General features: G+C 66.9%; 11 protein-coding genes. 5 read left to right on the top strand and 6 right to left on the bottom strand.

What is annotated here, in order from left to right:
• Nucleotides 1–93 precede the first annotated feature (93 nt).
• From AC5Y5W_RS13150 to AC5Y5W_RS13130, 5 genes are all read left to right on the top strand, one after another.
• Nucleotides 94–3,363, top strand: coding sequence for an arabinosyltransferase domain-containing protein (locus tag AC5Y5W_RS13150; protein WP_500022374.1), 3,270 nt, complete (start codon nt 94–96; stop codon nt 3,361–3,363).
• A 73-nt stretch (nt 3,364–3,436) separates the two neighbouring features.
• Nucleotides 3,437–6,634 carry an arabinosyltransferase domain-containing protein gene (locus tag AC5Y5W_RS13145; protein WP_500022373.1) on the top strand — a complete coding sequence of 1,066 codons (3,198 nt, stop codon included), beginning with the start codon at nt 3,437–3,439 and terminating at the stop codon, nt 6,632–6,634.
• Between the two features lie 127 nt (nt 6,635–6,761).
• The gene (locus AC5Y5W_RS13140; RefSeq protein ID WP_500022372.1) at nt 6,762–6,890 is read left to right on the top strand and encodes a hypothetical protein; all 129 of its coding nucleotides are present in this window, start codon (nt 6,762–6,764) and stop codon (nt 6,888–6,890) included.
• Between the two features lie 15 nt (nt 6,891–6,905).
• Nucleotides 6,906–7,532 carry a haloacid dehalogenase type II gene (locus AC5Y5W_RS13135; RefSeq protein ID WP_500022371.1) on the top strand — a complete coding sequence of 209 codons (627 nt, stop codon included), beginning with the start codon at nt 6,906–6,908 and terminating at the stop codon, nt 7,530–7,532.
• 17 nt (nt 7,533–7,549) lie between these two features.
• A complete protein-coding gene (locus AC5Y5W_RS13130; protein WP_500022370.1) occupies nt 7,550–8,383 on the top strand; it encodes an SGNH/GDSL hydrolase family protein in 834 nt (277 codons plus the stop codon).
• Between the two features lie 99 nt (nt 8,384–8,482).
• Here AC5Y5W_RS13130 and AC5Y5W_RS13125 read toward each other — a convergent pair whose 3' ends face one another.
• The 6 genes from AC5Y5W_RS13125 to AC5Y5W_RS13100 form a co-directional block, all read right to left on the bottom strand.
• A complete protein-coding gene (locus AC5Y5W_RS13125; RefSeq protein WP_500022369.1) occupies nt 8,483–10,036 on the bottom strand; it encodes an acyl-CoA carboxylase subunit beta in 1,554 nt (517 codons plus the stop codon).
• Nucleotides 10,033–15,285 carry a polyketide synthase Pks13 gene (gene pks13, locus AC5Y5W_RS13120; protein ID WP_500022368.1) on the bottom strand — a complete coding sequence of 1,751 codons (5,253 nt, stop codon included), beginning with the start codon at nt 15,283–15,285 and terminating at the stop codon, nt 10,033–10,035. The genes AC5Y5W_RS13125 and pks13 overlap by 4 nt, the downstream gene beginning before the upstream one ends.
• A gap of 12 nt (nt 15,286–15,297) precedes the next feature.
• Nucleotides 15,298–17,208, bottom strand: a complete 1,911-nt coding sequence (gene fadD32 / locus AC5Y5W_RS13115; RefSeq protein ID WP_500022367.1) for a long-chain-fatty-acid--AMP ligase FadD32 — start codon at nt 17,206–17,208, stop codon at nt 15,298–15,300.
• Between the two features lie 272 nt (nt 17,209–17,480).
• Nucleotides 17,481–18,503 carry a carboxylesterase Culp6 gene (gene culp6, locus AC5Y5W_RS13110; protein WP_500022366.1) on the bottom strand — a complete coding sequence of 341 codons (1,023 nt, stop codon included), beginning with the start codon at nt 18,501–18,503 and terminating at the stop codon, nt 17,481–17,483.
• Nucleotides 18,504–18,656: 153 nt separating this feature from the next.
• Nucleotides 18,657–19,550, bottom strand: a complete 894-nt coding sequence (locus AC5Y5W_RS13105; RefSeq protein WP_500022365.1) for an esterase family protein — start codon at nt 19,548–19,550, stop codon at nt 18,657–18,659.
• A 143-nt stretch (nt 19,551–19,693) separates the two neighbouring features.
• A complete protein-coding gene (locus tag AC5Y5W_RS13100) occupies nt 19,694–20,809 on the bottom strand; it encodes an esterase family protein (RefSeq protein ID WP_500022364.1) in 1,116 nt (371 codons plus the stop codon).
• Nucleotides 20,810–21,042: the final 233 nt, after the last annotated feature.

Below are 21,042 nucleotides of genomic sequence, written 5' to 3'. Positions count from 1 at the left end.
GGCGAGAATTTCGCAGCAGCCTCACGCTCGGCGATTCAGACGCGCGGGCAGCCTCGTCGGAGCACCTAAGCCCGTCGCCTACGATCGACCCTCGTGCCCCACGACGATAAGACGGACCGGATCGCCCGGTTGGTCGCCATCGTCGCGGGAATTGCAGGGGTGTTGCTCTGCGGCGTAGTTCCGCTGCTTCCGGTGAAGCAGACCACTGCGACGGTCCTGTGGCCGCAGGGCGCGAAAGACGGCCACGTCAGCGCTATCACCGCACCGCTGGTGTCCGGCGCGCCGCGGGCACTGGACATCTCGATTCCCTGCCCGGCCATCACGACCCTGCCGGCCGCCGGCGGGCTGGTGTTGTCGACGCTGCCAACCAACGGCTTCGAGACCGGCAAGAGCGGCCTGTTCGTCCGCGCCAATAAAGACACGATCGTCGTCGCGTTCCGCGACTCGGTGGCCGCGGTCGCGCCTCGCTCCGCTATCGCCGCCGGAGGCTGCAGCGTCCTGCACATCTGGGCCGGCGCCGGCGGCGCGGGCGCGGACTTCGTCGGGATTCCCGGTGCGGCGGGCACGCTGGCCCCCGAGAAGAAGCCCCAAGTCGGCGGCATCTTCACCGAACTCGAAGTGCCCGCACAGCCCGGGCTGTCGGCGCGCATCGACATCGATACCCGCTTCATCACCGCACCGACGTTGTTGAAGAAAGCGGTGATGGTTCTCGGCGGCCTGTCAGTGCTGGCCGCGATCGTCGCGCTGGGCGTCCTCGACCGACGATCCGGCCGCCGTGCACCGCGCAACTGGCGACACTTCTGGCGGGCCGGTATCGCCACCTGGCTTGCGGATGCCGGCGTGCTCACCGCGCTGCTGATCTGGCACGTCATCGGCGCCATCTCGTCAGACGACGGCTACAACCTGACCATCGCCCGGGTCTCCCAGCAGGCCGGGTACATAGCCAACTACTACCGGTTCTTCGGGACAACCGAAGCGCCGTTCGACTGGTACCCCGCGCTGCTGGCGCACTTGGCCGCAGTGAGCACCGCCGGAGTGTGGATGCGACTGCCGGCCACGCTCGCCGGCATCGTCTGCTGGCTGATCATCAGCCGCTACGTGTTGCGGCGGCTCGGTCCCGGCAAGGGCGGCCTGGCCGCCAGCCGGGTGGCGGTGTGGACCGCCGGCGCGGTCTTTTTGGCCGCCTGGCTGCCGTTCAACAACGGGCTGCGCCCCGAGCCGCTGATCGCGCTGGGCGTCATTGTCACCTGGGTGCTGGTGGAGAGCGCGATCGCCACTCGACGGTTGGTCCCGGCCGCCGTCGCGATCATCGCGGCGATGCTGACCGCCACGCTGGCCCCGCAGGGCTTGATCGGTATCGCCGCGCTGCTCACCGGCGCTCGCGCGATCGCCCGCATCATCGCCCGGCGCCGCGCGACCGACGGGTTGTTGGCACCGCTGATGACGTTGGCGGCATCGCTGTCGTTGATCACCGTGGTGGTGTTCCGATCGCAGACGCTGGCCACGGTGGCGGAGTCGGCGCGCATCAAATACAAGGTCGGTCCGACGATCGCCTGGTATCAGGAGTGGCTGCGCTACTACTTCGTCACGGTGGAGAGCAACGTCGACGGGTCGATGTCGCGGCGATTCGCGTGGCTGATCCTGTTTTTCTGCCTATTCGGTGTGCTGGTGGTGTTGCTGCGGCGCGGCCGAGTCGCCGGTCTGGCCAGCGGCGCGGTGTGGCGGCTGATCGGCACTACCGCCGTGGGTCTGCTGTTGCTGACGTTCACGCCGACGAAGTGGGCGGTGCAGTTCGGCGCGTTCGCCGGGCTGGCCGGCGCACTGGGCGCCGTCACCGCCTTCGCGTTCGCCAGGGTCGGCCTGCACAGCCGTCGCAATTTGTCGCTGTATGTCACCGGGTTGCTGTTCGTGCTGGCCTGGGCGACGTCAGGGATCAACGGCTGGTTCTATGTCGGCAACTACGGGGTGCCGTGGTTCGACATCCAGCCGGTGATCGCCAGCCATCCGGTGACGTCGATGTTCCTGGCGCTCTCGATCGTGACCGGGCTGCTGGCCGCCTGGCAGCACTTCCGGCTGGACTACGCCGGGCACACCGAGGTCAAACCCACTCGGCGCAACCGGATTCTGGCGTCGACGCCGCTGCTGGTGGTGGCCGCGATCATGGTCGTCATGGAAGTGGGCTCGCTGGCCAAGGCCGCCGCCGTTCGCTACCCGATGTACACCACCGCCAAGGCCAACGTGGCTGCGCTCGAGTCGGGGCTGGCCGAGACCGCTTGCGCGATGGCCGACGACCTGTTGGCCGAGCCAGACGCCAATGTTGGTCTGCTGCAGCCACTCCCGGGACAGCAGTATGGACCGGCCGGACCGCTGGGCGGCGTGAACCCGGTGGGCTTCACCCCGACCGGGGTTGGTGAGGACCTGAGGTCTGACCCGGTGGTGTCGAAGCCCGGGCTGGTCAACTCCGACGCCTCCCCGAACAAGCCCAACGCCGCGATGAGCGACTCGGCGGGCACCGCCGGCGGTTACGGCCCGGTCGGGGTAAACGGATCGCGAGCCGCGCTGCCGTTCGGTCTGGACCCGGCCCGCACGCCGGTGATCGGCAGTTACGGCGAGAACAGCCTTGCCGCCACCGCGACATCGGCCTGGTACCAACTGCCGCCCCGCACACCGGACCGGCCGCTGGTCGTGGTCGCCGCCGCCGGTGCCATCTGGTCCTACAAAGAGGACGGCGACTTCAGCTACGGCCAGCAGCTGAAACTGGAGTGGGGCGTCACCCGGCCGGACGGCAGCACGCAACCTTTGGGGCAGATGTACCCGATCGACCTCGGCCCGCAACCGGCGTGGCGCAATCTGCGGTTCCCGCTGGCCGGGGCGCCGCCAGAGGCCAATGTGGCCCGCATCGTCGCGTATGACCCCAACCTGAGCTCCGAGCAGTGGTTCGCCTTCACCCCGCCCCGGGTGCCGGTGCTGCAGAGCTTGCAGCAGCTGGTCGGATCTCGGGCGCCGGTACTGATGGACGTCGCGACCGCCGCGAATTTCCCCTGCCAGCGGCCATTCTCCGAACACCTCGGCGTCGCCGAACTCCCGGACTACCGCATCCTGCCCGACCACAAGCAGACGGCGGCGTCGTCGAACCTGTGGCAGTCAGCCGAGGATGGCGGGCCGTTCATGTTCACCACCGCGCTGCTGTGGACCTCCACCATCCCGACCTATCTACGCGACGACTGGTACCGGGACTGGGGATCAGTGGAGCAGTACCACCGCGTGGTCCCGGCCGACCAGGCGCCGGACGCCGTCATCGACCAGGGGGTCGTCAAGGTCTACGGCTGGAGTCGACAAGGGCCGATTCGAGCACTGCCATGACCGCGCCGGCGACGATATACAACGCAGCGATGAGGCGGGGGCACCTCCCGCTTGCGGGGGAGAGCGGCGCCTCATGACGATGACTCAGGAAAACACCGCTCCCGACACCACCACTCGCGACGTGCAGGTGGCACGGTGGGTGGCGACGATCGCCGGGCTGATCGGCTTCCTGCTGTCGGTCGCGACACCGCTGCTGCCGGTCGTGCAGACCACCGCGACACTGAATTGGCCGCAACAGGGACAATTCAACAACGTCACCGCGCCGCTGATTTCGCAGACACCGGTCGCGGTGACGGTGACGGTGCCGTGCTCCGTGGTGAACGCGATGCCGGACAAGGGTGGTCTGGTGCTGGGCACCGCGCCCAAGAGTGGCAAGGACGCTGCGCTGCAGGGTCTGTTCGTGAACGTCACCACCCAACGGGTCGACGTCACCGACCGCAACGTGGTGATCGCCAGTGTGCCGCGCGCCCAGATGAGCAATTGTCAGCGCGTCGAGGTCACTTCGACGCACGCGGGCACCTTCGCCACCTTCGCCGGGTTGCCCGGACCAGCGGGACAGCCCTCGGGGTTCCCCGACCCCAACTTGCGCCCGCAGATCGTCGGTGTATTCACCGATCTCACCGGTCCGGCGCCGCCCGGCCTGCAACTCTCGGCGACGATCGACACCCGGTTTTCCACCAAACCCACCGCGCTGAAGCTGGCCGCAATCGTGCTGGCGATCACCGCCACCGTCGTGGCATTGGTTGCGCTGTGGCGGCTGGACCGCATGGACGGCCGCCGGATGCACCGCATCATCCCGGGCCGCTGGCACGGTTTCAGCCTGGCCGATGCCACGGTGATCTTCGCGTTCTTGCTCTGGCACGTGATGGGGGCCAACTCGTCGGACGACGGCTACATCCTGGGCATGGCCCGCGTCGCTGACCATGCCGGCTACATGTCCAACTACTTCCGTTGGTTCGGCAGCCCGGAAGACCCGTTCGGCTGGTACTACAATCTGCTGGCGCTGATGACCCATGTCAGCGACCAAAGCATCTGGGTTCGGTTGCCCGATCTTGCTGCCGGGCTGGTGTGTTGGCTGCTGTTGTCCCGTGAGGTGTTGCCGCGGTTGGGGCCCGCGGTGGCGTCGAGCAAGGCCGCGGTCTGGGCGGCCGGCCTGGTGCTGTTGGCGGCGTGGATGCCGTTCAACAATGGGTTGCGGCCCGAGGGCATCATCGCCGTCGGTTCGCTGATCACTTACGTGCTGATCGAGCGGTCGATGAACTCCGGGCGGATGACGCCGGCGGCGCTGGCGATCATCGCCGCGGCGTTCACCCTCGGCATCCAGCCGACGGGTCTGATCGCGGTGGCCGCGCTGGTGGCCGGCGGTCGCCCGATTCTGCGGATTCTGGTGCGCCGGCATCGGTTGGTGGGCACCTGGCCGCTGGTGGCGCCGCTGCTGGCCGCCGGCTTTGTGGTGCTGACCGTGGTGTTCGCCGACCAAACGTTGTCAACGGTGTTGGAAGCCACCAGGATTCGCAGCGACATCGGTCCCAGCCAGGCCTGGTACACCGAGAACCTGCGCTACTACTACCTACTCCTGCCTACCGTCGACGGCTCACTGTCCCGCCGCTTCGGCTTCTTGATCACGGCACTGTGCCTATTCACATCGCTGTTCATCATGTTGCGGCGCAAGCGCGTTCCGGGGGTGGCTCGCGGGCCGGCGTGGCGGCTGACGGGCGTCATCTTCGGCACCATGTTCTTCCTGATGTTCACCCCCACCAAATGGGTGCACCACTTCGGCTTGTTCGCCGCCGTCGGGGCGGCGATGGCGGCGCTGGCCACCGCACTGGTCTCGCCCAAGGTGCTGCGCTGGTCACGCAACCGGATGACGTTCGTCTCGGCCGTCTTTTTCCTCCTCGCGTTGTGCTTCGCCACCACCAACGGCTGGTGGTACGTGTCGAGCTACGGTGTGCCGTTCAACAGTGCTATGCCTAAAATCGCCGGAATCACAGTCAGCACAGTCTTTTTCGTGTTGTTTGCTCTGACGGCGCTGTATGCGGTCTGGCTGCACTTCGCTCCTCGGGACCGTGGCGAGGGCCGGGTGGCCCGCGCGCTGACGGCCGCGCCGGTGCCGGTCGCGGCCGGCTTCATGGTGTTGGTGTTCATCGCGTCGATGGTGATCGGTGTAGTGCGCCAGTACCCCACCTACTCCAACGGCTGGGCCAACCTGCGGGCGTTCTCCGGCGGGTGCGGGCTGGCCGACGACGTCCTGGTCGAGCCCGACGCCAACGACGGCTACATGGGCCCGCTGCCCGGGGGTTACGGCCCGCTGGGACCGCTGGGTGGTGTCAACCCGGTGGGCTTCACACCAAGTGGCGTCCCGGAACACACAGTGGCAGAAGCGATTCGGATGCCAACACCGCCGCAGCCAGGCACCGACTACGACTGGGACGCGCCGACCAAGCTCAAGACGCCCGGCGTCAACGGCTCGACGGTGCCGTTGCCGTACGGCCTGGACCCGGCGCGAGTTCCGTTGGCGGGCAGCTACACCACCGGGGCGCAGCAGCAGAGCCGGCTCACCTCGGCGTGGTATCAGCTGCCCACGGCCGACGACGGGCATCCGCTGGTGGTGGTGACCGCCGCGGGCAAGATCACCGGCAACAGCGTGCTGCACGGACACACCGAAGGGCAGACCGTCGTGCTGGAGTACGCGCGGGCCGACCTGGCGCCGGCCGGGCGGCTGGTGCCCGACGATCTGTACGGTGAGCAACCGAAGGCGTGGCGCAACCTGCGCTTCGCCCGCGCCGACATCCCAGCCGACGCCACTGCGGTGCGCGTTGTGGCCGAAGACCTCTCGCTGACTCCGGAAGACTGGATCGCGGTGACCCCGCCGCGGGTGCCGGAGCTGCGCTCGTTGCAGGAATACGTCGGCTCGTCGCAGCCGGTGCTGATGGACTGGGCGGTCGGGCTGGCCTTCCCGTGCCAGCAGCCGATGCTGCATGCCAACGGCGTCACCGAGATACCAAAGTTCCGCATCACCCCGGACTACACCGCTAAAAAGCAGGACACCGACACCTGGGAAGACGGTGTCAACGGCGGTCTGCTGGGCATCACCGACGTGCTGCTGCGCGCCCACGTCATGGCCACCTACCTGTCCCGGGACTGGGCCCGCGACTGGGGATCACTGCGCAAGTTCGACACGATCGCCAATACGCAGCCGGCGCAGCTTGAGCTCGGTACCGCGACCCGCAGCGGTTGGTGGTCGCCCGGGCAGATCCGAATCAAGCCGTAGTCCACATCGCAACTGGACGTCGAAAGTGGAGTTGTTGCACGGTTTTCCGTGATTTGCGCGCAACAACTCCACGTTCGGCGAGGCGGTCCGTGATTGACAGCGGCCGATGATGGGTAGTCGGGTCCCTATGCGCGCTGAAGAAGGGGACGAAACCGTCAAGGGCCTGGCCGACGAAGCCGGGCAAGCGAAGAAGGAGCTCAAGGAGTCCACGACGACGGGAAAGAAGGCCCAGGAAGAGTCCGACGAGTCCGACTGACCCGGGATCGCCGAGATGGCCGTCATCGCGTTCGACGTCAACGGGACCTTGCTTGATCCTCAGGCGTTGGATTCGCTGCTGGGCGGGGACGACGTGCGCCGACGCTGGTTTTCGCTAATGTTGCAGAACGCGTTCGTCGGCGGCCTGACCGGCAACTACATCGACTACCCCAGTGCGCAGCAGGCTGCGTTGGAAATGCTCGACCTGCCGCGCGAAGCCGACGTGATCGCCGGGATGAAGCAGTTGCCGGCCTACCCTGACGTCGGGCCGGCTCTAGACCGGCTTGCTGATTTCACGTTGGTGGCGCTGACCAATTCACCGCTCGAATCAGCGACCACCGCGTTGGAAAACGCCGGAATTGCCGGACGGTTCGCCATGATTCTCTCCGCTGATGATGTGCGGGCTTTAAAACCGCGCGCCGAGGCCTACCAGCATGTGGCGAAATCGGTGGGCGTCGGCTTGAGTGAGGTGCGTTTAGTCGCCGGGCACGGTTGGGATGTCGCCGGTGCGCTGGCGGCCGGCTGCCGCGCTGCCTTTGTGCGACGACCGGGGGAGGCTCTGATTCCGCTTGATCCGCAGCCAGACATTGTCGGCAACGATTTGGTCGAGGTGGCCGCCAAGATCGCTGGTGCGGGCGGCTGACGTTGCGTCGGGGTCTGGTGGCACTGCTCGGGGCGGTGGCAGTCGCATGCAGCTCGCCGTCGCCGAGCAGCGCTGAACCGCCGAATCAGCTGACCTATGTGGCGATGGGCGACTCCGCCGCGGCCGAGCCCGGTGTGCCGGACCCCGCGCCGCCGCCCGGTTGTCAGAAGTCGACCAACAACTATCCCTCGGTGTTGGCCCGACGAATCACCCCCGCCGTCTTCAGTGACGTCACCTGCAGTGGCGCCACCACGGAGGACATCATCACTCGTGCGCAAGTGACGCGTGACGGCACGGTGCCCCCGCAAATCGACGCCGTCGACGCCGCCACCACCTTGATCACGGTCACCATCGGCGGCAACGACGTCAGCCTGGCTGCCGATGCCGCACAGTGCCGGGCAACGTCGCTCGACGCGCCGCCATGCGTGGACCGCTTCGTCGTCGACGGCACCGACAGCATCTCCGCAGCGATCAAAGCCCATACGCCGCAGTGGGCCGCGATGATCGACGCCATCCGGGCCAAGGCCCCGGGCCCGCGGATTGTCTGGGTCGGATACCCGACCTACATCCGGCCCGGCGGCTGCTATCCGCAGCAGCCGGTGCTGCCCCGGGATGCCACCTACTTCGAGTCGAAAATCAACGAGCTTGATGACCAGCAACGGCAACTCGCCGCAGACAAAGGGATCGACTACTTCGATACCCGACCTATGTCGGCGGGCCATGACATGTGTGCGCCGCCCAACGAACGCTGGGTCGAGGGATTCGTGCCCGTCAACCCCGCGGCTCCGCTGCACCCCAACGCCATGGGCGCCGCCGCGATCGGTAACGCACTTGCCGACTATCTCGGCTAGCAACCGCGGCGCCCACCCGACGAGCGTGCGCCGTCCCGCGACAAAGGTTGGCGTGTCGACCGGGGACACGCACGCTCGCGGCGAATGGGGGGCGCCAGACTAAATCGGTGTCAGGCCGTGCTTGCGCTGCACCCGGTCGTACTTCTGTTTGTCGCGCAGTATCCGCAGCGACTTGCGCAGCAGCAGCCGGGTTTCGTGCGGCTGAATCACGCCGTCGATGTAGCCGCGTTCCGCTGCCGTCCACGGGATGGCCATATTGAGGTTGTAGCCCTCGATGAAATCTTTCTTGACCTGCTGCGCCTCGGGCGCATTCGGGTCGGGGAAGCGTTTCATCAGCAGCTGGGCCGCACCGTCGGCGCCGATCACCGCGATCCGCGCCGTGGGCCACGCGAAGTTCAAGTCGGCGGCCAGTTGCTTGCAACCCATCACCGCGTAGCCGCCGCCGTAGGCCTTGCGAACGATGAATGTGACCTTCGGGACGTCGGCCTCGACGAGGGCGTTGAAGAATCGGCCGCCGCGCTTGATGATCCCGCTTTTCTCTTCCTGCACCCCGGGCATGGCACCTGGGGTGTCGACGACGAAAACCAAAGGCAGGTTGTAAGAGTCGCAGAACCGGATGAAGCCGGCTGCTTTGTCGGAGGCCTCGGTGTCGACCGCCCCGGACATGTGCATCGGCTGGTTGGCGATCACGCCGACCGGCCGGCCGTCCACCCGGGCGAACGCGGTGATCATCGCCAGGCCACGCTGCGCTGCCACGTCGAAGACGTCGCCGTCGTCGAAGATGCGCAGCAGAATCTCGTGCATGTCGTAGGCGCTGTTGTCCGCGTCCGGCACGATCGAGTCGAGCTCGAGATCGCTGGGAGTGATCTCCGGCTCCAGGCCGGGGTTGACGATCGGCGGGTCGTCAAAGGTGTTGGCCGGCAGGAAGCTCAGGTAGTCGCGGACGTACTGGAAGGCCGCGGCCTCGTCCTCGACGACCTGGTGGATGTTGCCGTAGCGCGCCTGGTTATCCGCGCCGCCCAACTCGTCGAGGCTGACGTCCTCGCCGGTGACGTCCTTGATCACGTCAGGGCCGGTGATGAACATGTAGCCCTGGTCGCGTACCGCCACCACCAGGTCAGTCTGGATGGGTGAATACACCGCTCCGCCAGCGCATTTGCCGAGAATGATGGAGACCTCCGGAACCAGGCCGCGCAACATCTCGTGCCGGCGGGCCAACTCGGCATACCAGGCCAGCGAGGTGACCGCGTCCTGGATGCGGGCGCCGGCCGAGTCGTTGATGCCGACGATCGGGCAGCCGGTCATCGCGCACCACTCCATCAGCTTGGCCACCTTGCGGCCGAACATCTCCCCCACCGAGCCCTGGAACACGGTCTGGTCGTGGGAGAAGACCGCCACCGGACGGCCGTTGATCCGGCCGTGCCCGGTCACCACCCCGTCGCCGTACAGCGCGTTCGGGTCGCCCGGTGTCTTGCACAGCGCGCCGATCTCCAGGAAGCTGCCGGGGTCCACCAGCGCGTGGATCCGCGCCCGTGCGCTTGGGATGCCCTTCTTGGCCCGCTTGGCGACGGCCTTCTCACCGCCGGGCTCCTTGGCCAGCTCCAGCTTCTCCTGCAGGTCGGCCAGCAACTCCGCGGTGGTCTTGGTGGTCACTTGGTCTCGCTCTCGGCTTGAATCTTGTTGAGCGCCTGAGTCATATGCGCGCCCACCTTGGCGATGATCGGTTCGTCGATGGCTTGGATGTGCTCCCCGCCGATCGGCACGACCTCCAGATCGGCAACATAGTCACCCCAGCCGCCGTCGGGCTTACGGGTGGCATACCGAGGCTCGAACATGATGGCGTCGTCGTGGTAGCGGTCGGCCATGTAGAGAGTGACATGTCCCTCGTAGGGCTGAATCTGGGCGGTGTCGATGGTCCGCTGATCCAGATACGACGTGCGCTGGTGCTCGATGATTCCGCCGGGAATCTGCACGCCGCTGGCTTTGACGGCTTCCAGGACGAAGCGCACCTGACCTTCGTCGTCGAGTTCTTCCAGCTGCTCGTAAGGGATTTCGGGGATCTGCACATTGAAGGTGCGCTCAGCGAAGCGCGCGTAGCGCTCCCAGCGCTTGCGGGTCTCCTCCTTGGTCTGCGGGATTTCCTCGCCCGGGCGCACCGCGTCGATCAGCCCGACGAACGGCACGTCACAGCCCTGTTGCCGCAGGCCGATCGCGCAGGCATAGGCCAGCGCTCCGCCCAGCGACCACCCGGCCAGGATGAACGGTCCGTCACCCTGTAACTCGCGCAGTTTGGGAACGTACTGCGCAGCGCGCTCATCAATGGTGCCCTCGACACGCTCGAAGCCGTACATCGGTGTGTCCGGTGGCAGCCGGTTGAGCAGCGGCTCGTAGACCACCGTGGACCCGCCGGCGGCGTGGAACACGAATACCGGCGGCTTGGTGGAGCCTTCGGGCCGGGCCCGAATGGTGCGCACGAAGCCGTCGATCTGGCCGGCTTCCAGGTATTCGCGCACGGTGGTCGCCAGCGCCTCGATGGTCTCGGCGGCCTGGACGTCCTCGGCGGTGATCGACCCCTCCGCGCGTTCGGACAGTCGTTGCGCCATCTTGGCGGCGGCGTCGTCGTCGAGCTTGGGCAACGTGTTGAAGATTCCGCCTGGCGATTTCCCGGTGACGATCGCCCAGGTGGCGAAGGTGACCCGCTCCGCGGCGTCGCGCGGCGGCACATCGGAACCCAGCGCATCGGCGACAGCCTGCTGGTTGAGCGCCTGCGCGGTCGCGGCCAGGTTGGGCTGCGCAGCCGGGCCCGAAGGATCGGTGGGCGGAGGCGGGATGGGCGTATCGGTGGCCGGCGGTGGCGCCTGCGTCTCCGGCTCCGCTTGTGGATCAGCGGCTTCGGTCACCGTGGCCGGCGTTGCACCGGAAATCAGCGCGGCCTGCTCCTTGGCGATCTCGTCGGCCGTCAGCGTCTTCTGGTGCTCGTGCAGCTGCTGCACCTCGTCGCGATGCTCGATCGCGTACTTGATCAGTTCCTCGACGTTGTAGAGGTTGGCGTCGCGGACTGCCTGCAACTGGATCGGTGGCATGTCGAAGTCGTACTCGACGCGGTTCTTGATCCGCACCGCCATCATCGAGTCCAGGCCGAGCTCGACCAGGGGTACCTCCCACGGCAGGTCTTCGGGCTCATAACCCATCGCCATCGACACGATGGCGGCCAGCCGCTCGCCCACGGTCTCACCGGATTCCGGTGACCACCGCTGCAAAGCCCCGACTTGGCGGGCAGTGAGGCTGTCCTGCACGGCGTCGGGTTCAGGTTCGACCGGCGCAGTCTCTTCCGGCGTGGGTGTTGCTGCGACTCCGGTTCCGGCGCCCACTGCCGTCGGCAACACCGCCGCTTGACCGGCCCGCGATACCAGCGCGTCGTAGACCAGGGTGAAGGACTCGTCGATCCGGGCATGCACCTGAACCGACGCACCGCCGGGGTGCCGGGCCAGTGTCGTCACCAGCCGGGCGTTGTCCCCGGGCACCGCCCGCTGTTCGGAAGCAGCCAACTGTGCTTCGGGAAGCACCTGTGCGGCAGCGGCTTTCACCAACGCAGCCAGGTCGGTCTCGCCGCGCGGCGCGTATTCCCAGACGTGGCGACCGTCCGGCATCGCAACATGGTTGCCGGGCATCATCACCGAAGCGTCGCCGGAGAAGTGCGCATCCAGCCAGTGCTCCTTGCGCCGGAACCGGGTCGGCGGGATGCTGGCGTAGTCCTCGGGGCCGATGGCCCGAGTGAAAAGTGTTCGGATGTCGAGGTCGTGGCCGTAGACGAACAGCTGCGCCATGGTCGCGGTCATCGAGTCGACGTCGTCCTGTTTGCGAGCCAGTGTCGGAATCAGTTGCGCATCAGGTAATCCCGCAGCAGCGGTGGTCAACCCAATTTGCATCAACGCGACCGGGTTTGGCGCAAGCTCCAAGAACGTGGTGTACCCACTGTCGACGGCGTTGCGCACGCCGTGGGTGAAGTACACCGAATGCCGCATGCCCTTGAGCCAGTAGGCGACGTCGTGGATCGGCTCGCCACCGGGTCGGATGTAGTTGCCCTCGTGCACTGTCGAGAAGATTCCGACGCCGGGGCTCATCGGCGTGATGCCTTGCAGCTCCGCGGAGAACTCGCCGAGCAGCGGATCCATCTGGGAGGTATGGCCGGCGCCCTTGGTCTGCAGCTTGCGGGCGAAGCGGCCCTCGGCCTCGCAGCGGGCGACAATCGCGTCGATCTGCTCGGGCGGGCCGCCGATCACGGTCTGACTGGGCGCCGCGTAGACGCACACCTCCAGGCCGGGGAAGTCGGCGAACACCGTCTTCAATTCGTCGGCGGAGTACTCGACCAACGCCATGAACCGGATGTATTCACCGAATAGCATCGCCTCGCCCTCGCCCATCAGATGCGAGCGCGAGCAAATCACCCGGGTGGCGTCGGCCAGCGACAGCCCCCCGGCGAAGTAGGCCGATGCGGGCTCACCCAGCGACTGGCCCACCACCGCAGCAGGTTTGGCGCCGTGATGCTTCAAAAGCTCGCCCAACGCGATCTGGATCGCGAAGATCACCACGTTGCTGGTTTCGATGCCGTAATCCTGCGAGTCGTCGAGGATCAGCTCCAGCACCGAGTAGCCGCGCTCGTCTTGAATCAGCGCGTCGACCTTCTCGATCCACTCCGCGAAGACCTCGTCGCGCAGATACAGGTTCTTGCCCATCTTGCGGTGCTGCGCGCCGAAACCAGCCATCGCCCACACCGGGCCGTTGGTCACCGGCCCGTCGGTGCTGAACACGTTGGGCTTCTGCTTACCTTCGGCAACTGCCCGCAGTCCCTTGATCGCGTCGTCGTGGTCGCGAGCCAGCACCACCGCACGAGAACGGCCATGGTTGCGCCGAGACAACGACCGGCCGATCGACTCCAGCGACGACGCCCGTCCCTCCGGACTTTCCATCCAGTCGGCCAGTTCGGCGGCAGCCGCCTTCTTGCGAGAGGTCAAAAAAGCCGACACGGCCAACGGCACCAGCGGCGCCGGAAGCTCTTCAGCTGCAAGCTCTTCTAAGGCGATCTCCTTGAGCCGCAACGCCTCCTCGGTGATGCCGGGCAGTTCGTAGTCCAGCTCCTCGGAACCGGCCCCGTCGGTTTCGATGAACTCGCCGTACTCGTCGAACCGCACATGCTCGGCGGGCTGTTCCTCGGTGGCGGCCGCGGGTTCGGCCTCCGGTTCCGGTTCCGGTTCACGCTCGACGACGTCGCGGGGGAGCACCTCGCGCAGCACCACGTGTGCGTTGGCGCCGCCGAAGCCGAAGCTGGACACCCCGGCGACCGCGTAGCCGCTGTAGCGGGGCCAGTCGGCCGCCGAATCCAAAACGCGCAGATGCGTTGCGTCGAAGTCGATGTAGGGGTTGGGGCCGGCGTAGTTGATCGACGGCGGCAGCTTGTCGTGCTGCAACGACAGCACCATCTTGACCAGGCTGGCGGCACCGGCCGCCGACTCCATATGTCCGACATTGGTTTTCACTGCGCCGAGCAGGGCCGGCTTGTCGGCCGGGCGGCCACGGCCCACCACCCGGCCCAGCGCCTGAGCCTCGATCGGGTCACCGAGCACGGTGCCGGTGCCATGCGCTTCGATGTAGTCGACACTGCGCGGGTTGATGCCGGCGTCCTTGTAAGCCCGGCGCAGCACGTCGGCCTGCGCGTCGGGGTTGGGGGCGATCAGACCGTTCGACCGCCCGTCGTGATTGACTGCGCTGCCGGCGATGACGGCGAGAATCTGGTCACCATCACGGCGGGCGTCGTCGACCCGCTTCAGTACCAGCATCGCGCCGCCCTCGGAGCGGGTGTAACCGTCGGCATCCGACGAAAACGACTTGATCCGGCCGTCCGGCGCCAGCACCTGCCCGATCTCGTCGAAACCGAGTGTCACCGCCGGGGTGATCAGCGCGTTGACGCCTCCGGCGACGGCCACGTCGCACTCACCGCTGCGCAGCGCCTGCACCGCCTGGTGTGCGGCGACCAGTGAACTCGAGCAGGCGGTGTCGACCGCCACCGACGGCCCGTGGAAGTCGTAGAAGTACGACACCCGGTTGGCCACAATGGAACTCGCCGTACCGGTGATCGCGTACGGGTGCGCGACGGTCGGATCCGACATCGCCAGGAAGCTGTAGTCGTTGATCGACGTGCCGACGTACACCCCGACGGATTCGCCGCGCAGGCTCGAGGCGGGGATGCGGGCGTGCTCGAAGGCCTCCCAGGTCAGCTCGAGCGCCATCCGCTGCTGCGGGTCGATGTTGTCGGCTTCGGTCTTCGACAACGCGAAGAACTCCGAGTCGAAGCCCTTGATGTCGTTGAGGTAGCCGCCGCGGGTGCGAGCCTTGCCGACGCGCTCGGCGATCCGCGGCTCCTCCAGAAACTCCGACCAGCGCCCCTCGGGCAGGTCGGTGATCGCGTCGCGGCCTTCCAGCAGCGCCTGCCAGGTCTCCTCGGGAGTGTTCATGTCGCCCGGCAACCGGGTGGCCAGGCCCACCACCGCGATGTCGACCCGTTCCACCGGTCCGCTGCGCGTCCAGTCCTGATCGGCGTCGGCGCCGGCCTCGTCCATCGGGTCGCCTTCGACGATCCAGGTGGCCAGCGATTCGATGGTCGGATGCTCGAAGGCGGCCGCGATGGACACCGTGACCCCGGTGCGGTCCTCGATGTCGGCGGCCATCGCTACCGCGTCCCGCGACGACAGCCCCAGCTCCACCATCGGGGTGGCCTCGTCGATCGTGTCGGGCGAATGCCCGGTTGCTTTGCCGACCCAGTCGCGCAGCCATTGCCGCACCTCGGCGACGGTCATGTCGGTGCGGGCAGCGGCCGGGGCCGCGGAGGTGTCTGTATCAGTCATGGTCGTCGAGAATCAGTCCGCCTGGTCGGGGAAGGCGTTCGGGGAAGCGGTGCCGCTGCGCAAACTGCCGTCGATGTAGGCGGTCCGGCAAGCGCGGCGGCCGATCTTGCCGCTGGACGTACGCGGAACCGATCCAGCCGACACCAGCAGCACGTCACGCACGGTCACGCCGTGCCGGACGGCAATGGCCGCCCGGATGTCGTCGGCGATCGGTTGGTAATCGAGCTTGTGCGCGCCGGGTGCGCGCTCAGCAACGATCACCAGCTGCTCGGAGGAATCTTCCGGGTCGTGCTTCAGCCCGGCGTGCGGGTCGTCGAATACCTGGGCGGGCAGCTGGTTGGCCGGCACCGAGAACGCGGCCACGTAACCGGTGCGTAAGGCCCGACTGGCCTCCTGCGCCGAGTACTCCAAGTCCTGCGGGTAATGGTTACGGCCGTCAATGATGACCAGGTCTTTCACTCGGCCGGTGATATAGAGGTGGCCCTCGTGGTAGGTGCCGTAGTCGCCTGTGCTGACCCATAGCCCGTCGTCGGGTGCGCCCTCGGCGTGCGACGGGCTGGTGCGCGACTTGAGGATGTTTTTAAAGGTCTCCCGGGTCTCTTCTTCGCGGGCCCAGTAACCGGTACCCATGTTCTTGCCATGCAGCCAGATCTCGCCGATCTGGCCGTCGGGCAGTTCGGAGGCGGTCTCGACGTCGACGATCGCTGCCTGTTCGTCGACCCCGACCTTGCCGGCGGAGACCTGCGCGACGGCGTTGGGCGCGTCGGCGGCCACCTCGACGAACCGGTGGTTGTTCAGAGCGTCCCGGTCGACGTGGATGATCGTGGGTGCCTCATCCATCGGGGTGGTCGAGACGAACAGCGTGGCCTCGGCCAGACCGTAGGACGGCTTGATCGCCGTGTCAGGAAGGCCGTACGGCCCAAACGCCTCCTGAAATTTGCGCATCGACGCCGGCGACACCGGCTCGCTGCCGTTGAGGATCGACCTGACGTTGCTCAAGTCCAGCGGCGGCTCGTCCTCTTTTGGCAGGCCGCGCAGCGCGGCGTGTTCGAACGCGAAGTTCGGCGCGGCGGAGATCGTCTGGCCGGTGTCGTCGTCCTTGCGGGCGAGCTCGCGGATCCAACGATTGGGCCGACGCACGAAGGCGGCGGGCGTCATAAAGGTGAAGCTGTAGCCGACCACCGTTGACAACAAGGCGGTGATCAGGCCCATGTCGTGGAAGAACGGTAGCCAGCTGACGCCGCGGTCGCCATCTTTGCCCTCTAACGCATTGATCACCTGGACCACGTTGGTGGGCAGGTTGAGATGCGTGATCTGCACACCCGCCGGGGTTCGGGTGGAGCCGGAGGTGTACTGCAGATATGCGATGGTGTCGGCATCGGCCGGCACGCCCTCCCAGGTGGCGGCGACGTCGTTGGGCACCGCATCGACGGCGATGATCCGGGGCCGCTCCTTGGCCGGGCGGCTACGGAAGAACTTGCGGACACCCTCGGCGGAGTCGCTGGTGGTCAAGATCGCCGATGGAGTGCAGTCGTCGAGCACGGCGTGTAGACGACCGACGTGGCCCGGCTCGGCCGGGTCGAACAGCGGCACCGCGATCCGTCCCGCGTAGAGGGTGCCGAAGAATGCGACGAGGTAGTCCAGGTTCTGCGCGCACAGAATCGCGACGCGGTCACCCGGTTGGGTGACTTGCTGCAACCGGGCGCCGATCGCCCGGTTGCGGGCGCCGAACTCCGCCCAGGAAATGTCCCGCGCGACACCGTCGCGTTCGGTGGAGTAATCCAGAAACCGGTAGGCCAGCCGGTCGCCGCGAACTGATGCCCACTTCTCGACGTGACGCACCAGGTCGGTGTTATCGGGAAACCTGATCTTTCCGTCCACGATGAACGGGTTGTGGTACCCGACGTGGGACCTGTTGGCCATGCGACTCTCCTGTCACGACACATCTAGATCGGATTACGGCTGGATGATGTCCGCGGACGGCTACATCCGACTCCGGGGCGGCTGGCGGGATGCCGCCCAATTCGCCTGCGCGTTTGTCGCGAACGCCAAACTTCCCAGATGGTACAGAAACGCGCTGTGCGAGCAGCACGGCGTCGACTCAGCAGACCAACCTCAGCTCTTCTTAATTTCCTCTTAATGTTAAGGGGCGGTGCGCTGCGAACCAAATCCGAAGGTACCGCTTGACAGAACTGTTACCCGTGTTTGGGATGCGGCGCGTTTTCGATGAGATTGCGGGTCCAGTTCAACGTCCACTCGGTGGCCGACTGCCCATCCAAGTTCCAGAACTGGGTGGTGGCATACAGCGCATGGACGGGCTGACCGGCGCCGCCGGCCAAGGTGTCCAGCGTGCCCGGCAGGTTGACGATGCTGAAAGCTTCCTGCGGCGCCGCGCAGATCAGGTCGCCCTGGCCGCAGATCTCATTGGTTCGGCCATTGAGGTCACCGAAACCGCCGGGCCGCGCACCGGTCATCGTCAAGCCCATGGTCGACAGCACCGGCACCTCATGCAGGGTGATCTCGGCGCCCTGGCCCGGCGGATTGGGACCGACGTCCTGGCCCACGCCCTGCTGGCGCCGCCCGTCAGCGATCAACGTCACACCGAGCACCAGGTCTTCGTCGACGGGGCCGCGCCCGTTGCCGACGTCGCTGGCGATGTCACCGGCGATCACCGCCCCCTGAGAGAAGCCGACCAGCACATAGCTGGTCAGCGGGCATTTGTCATTCATGTCGGTCATTGCCTTGAGCGCCGCTGCGGTGCCTTCCTTGCGGCTGTCGTTGTAGGAGATCTGGTTGTCGCCCGACAGCGGATTGTGGAACTGCGCGGTGTAGGGAACGGTGTACACCTCGACGCGGTTGGCGTCGAACTGCTCGGTGATCGGACCGGTCACGTTGAGCAGCAAGGCCTTCGGAAAGTCGACTGGGTTGAGCGGGTTGAGCTGCAACGACGACTCCCAGGTGCCGGGAATCGAAAGCAACTGCACGTCGGGGCAACTGGCGTCTTGAAAGGCCGGTCGCGGCTTCTTCGGATGTGCGGGCCCGCTGGTCGGCGGCACGATGCTGGGTGGCACCGCGCTGGGCGGGGTATCCGGGTTACGGAGATAGAGCACCACGAACACTAGGACCAGTGCCACGACAAGGGCCGTCGCGGCGGCCGCGACCAATGCCAGGATGCGGTGGCGCTTACGCCGCGCGTTAGCAGCCTTCTTAACAGCCATGTCTCCTGCTAGCAGAGTCGGTCGGTTGCCCGGTCGACGTGCCATGCAGCGGCCGTCGCACCCTGCTTTACGGTACCGGGTTCCTGGCTCGGTCCTGCCCGCCGGTGATGCGGCGCCGTCGAGCCTGCGCTGACGGCGCCGAGTCTGCGCCGCCTAGCGAATCGCACCGACGATGTCGCCGGACATCGCCGCGAGCTGCGCGCTCCACGAACCCCAGCCGTTGTCCCCGGCCGGGAAATCGAAGTGCCCGTTGTGGCCGCCGTCATTGCGGTACTGCTGATAGAAGAACCGGCCGCTGCCCGTGGCCACGGCCTCCTGGCCGATCATCGCGGCCGGGTTGCTGGCCCCGCCGCTCGGGTTGTACACCCAGATCCGGCTGTTGTTCTGCGCCAGCATCGAGGCGTGCGCGTACGGGTCATGCCATTTCCACCGGCCCAGCTGTGGCGCGCCCCACATACCGTAGGAATCCACGCCGCCGAACTGCGCCATGCCGGCAGTGATCGCGCCGGTCTCGTCCGTACCCGACGGGCGCAAAAAGCCCGACAATGACCCGGCGTAACCGAACCGGTCGGGGTGGAAGCAGGCCAGCGCCATTGCGCCGTATCCGCCCTGTGAGGCGCCGACGACCGCATGGCCCCCGGGCGCCAGGCCCTTGTTGGCGGCCAGCCAGTCCGGCAGCTCGCTGGACAAGAAGGTGTCCCACTGCTTGCTGCCGTCCTGTTCCCAGTTGGTGTACATGCTGTACGCGCCACCCGCCGGCGCGACCACCGAGATTCCCTTGCCCGACAGGGTGTTCATCGCATTACCCGCGTTCACCCAGTTGCTGACATCCGGGGCGGCATCAAAGGCGTCCAGCAGGTACACCGCGTGCGGGCCGCCGGCCATGAAGCTCACCGGGATGTCGCGGCCCATCGCGCCCGACGGCACCATGAGATTTTCGACACCTGCCGCATGCGCCGAGCTGATGTGTGTCGCGGTGATACCGCCCAACGCGACGGCAAGCACGGCAGCGAACAGCATCCGCAGCAGCATCGACAGGCCCCTCATGTCCACCTCACTCGTGTCGCTCCACCAACCCCGCGCAGCCCCGTCCCGCAAGGTAGTGAACCACACCGGGTGCGACAGGAGGGCCGGAAACGACTAACGGCGGCGACCCGAAGGTCGCCGCCGTCAGCGGTGATGATTGGCGCCTAGCCGTGGCTGCCCTGCGCGGCAACCGGCGTCCCGCCGCTGCCACCCTGGCTGGCCGGGGTGCCCTGGCTGGCCGCGTTGGACGCGGTGCCCTGAGGCGCGCTCTCGGTGGTGCCGCCACCGCCGCCAGGCGTTGCGCCCAGCACACGCTGCAGGTCGGGCTTCATCGCGTTCAGCTGCTGGCCCCAGTACTCCCAGCTGTGCGTGCCGTTCTCCGGGAAGTTGAACGTGGCGTTGTGGCCCCCGGCGGCGTTGTAGGCGTCCTGATACTTGATGTTGCTGGTCCGCACAAAACCCTCGAGGAACTTGGCCGGCAGGTTGTCGCCACCCAGTTCCGACGGCTTGCCGTTGCCGCAGTAGATCCACACCCGGGTGTTGTTGGCGACGATCTTTCCGACGTTCAGCAACGGGTCGTTGCGCTGCCATGCCGGGTCCTCCTTGGGGCCCCACATGTCGGCGGCCTTGTAACCGCCGGCGTCACCCATCGCCAGGTTGATCAACGACGGCCCCATCCCCTGAGACGGGTCCAGCAGGGCCGACATCGAGCCGGCGTAGATGAACTGGTCCGGGTGGTAGGCCGCGAGAGTCAATGCCGACGCGCCTGCCATCGACAGGCCGACCACGGCACCGCCGGTGGGCTTGACCTGCTGGTTGGCCTGCAGGTATTGCGGCAGCTCGCTGGTCAGGAAGGTTTCCCACTTGTAGGACGTGCAGCCGGCCTTACCGCAGGCAGGCTTGTACCAGTCGCTGTAGAAGCTGGACTGCCCGCCGACTGGCATGACCGCCGACAGACCGGACTGGTAGTACCACTCGAAGGCCGGGGTCTCGATGTCCCAGCCGTTGAAGTCGTCCCGGGCGCGCATGCCGTCGAGCAGGTACACCGCCGGCGCGTTGGCTCCGCCGCTCTGGAACTGAACCTTGATCTCGCGACCCATCGCCGCCGACGGCACCTGCAGATAATCGACCGGCAGACCCGGCCGGGAGAACGCCCCCGCGGTCGCGGAGCTGCCGACGACGCCGATCAGCCCCGGCAGCAGCGCTGCCCCGGCGGCGCCGACAACGAGGCGGCGCGGCATCCCCTTGAGCGCGCCGCGAAGTCTGTCAACAAGCTTCATCCGTGCTTTCCTCATCCTTGGTTGGCCCATATTCGGGTCGAACTGCATGCGCTAGATATGCGCTAGGTGCAACAGTGCTCGTGTAGTCAACCACATCGTGGTGCGAACTCTCTCATCGAGAGCAGCGTGAAAGCCCGCGGCGGCGCGCCGGTTGGCGCGGCCAGCGGGCCGGTTTCGGCCCCGTGATGAATGTGCCCACGACGGATTTACCGCCGGTGAGCAGTCTCATCCGG

It is taken from the genome of Mycobacterium sp. NGS51 (assembly GCF_059812525.1).
The sequence above is the reverse complement of the archived record's forward strand: the minus strand, read 5'-3'. Positions and strand labels throughout refer to the sequence as shown.

What these genes read in the sequence shown, in the direction of transcription:
- AC5Y5W_RS13140 (WP_500022372.1), top strand. Translation starts at nt 6,762, where the DNA reads ATGCGCGCTGAAGAAGGGGACGAAACCGTCAAGGGCCTGGCCGACGAA.
- fadD32 (WP_500022367.1), bottom strand. Translation starts at nt 17,208, where the DNA reads ATGGCCAACAGGTCCCACGTCGGGTACCACAACCCGTTCATCGTGGAC.
- pks13 (WP_500022368.1), bottom strand. Translation starts at nt 15,285, where the DNA reads ATGACTGATACAGACACCTCCGCGGCCCCGGCCGCTGCCCGCACCGAC.
- AC5Y5W_RS13105 (WP_500022365.1), bottom strand. Translation starts at nt 19,550, where the DNA reads ATGAGGGGCCTGTCGATGCTGCTGCGGATGCTGTTCGCTGCCGTGCTT.
- culp6 (WP_500022366.1), bottom strand. Translation starts at nt 18,503, where the DNA reads ATGGCTGTTAAGAAGGCTGCTAACGCGCGGCGTAAGCGCCACCGCATC.
- AC5Y5W_RS13100 (WP_500022364.1), bottom strand. Translation starts at nt 20,809, where the DNA reads ATGAAGCTTGTTGACAGACTTCGCGGCGCGCTCAAGGGGATGCCGCGC.
- AC5Y5W_RS13135 (WP_500022371.1), top strand. Translation starts at nt 6,906, where the DNA reads ATGGCCGTCATCGCGTTCGACGTCAACGGGACCTTGCTTGATCCTCAG.
- AC5Y5W_RS13145 (WP_500022373.1), top strand. Translation starts at nt 3,437, where the DNA reads ATGACGATGACTCAGGAAAACACCGCTCCCGACACCACCACTCGCGAC.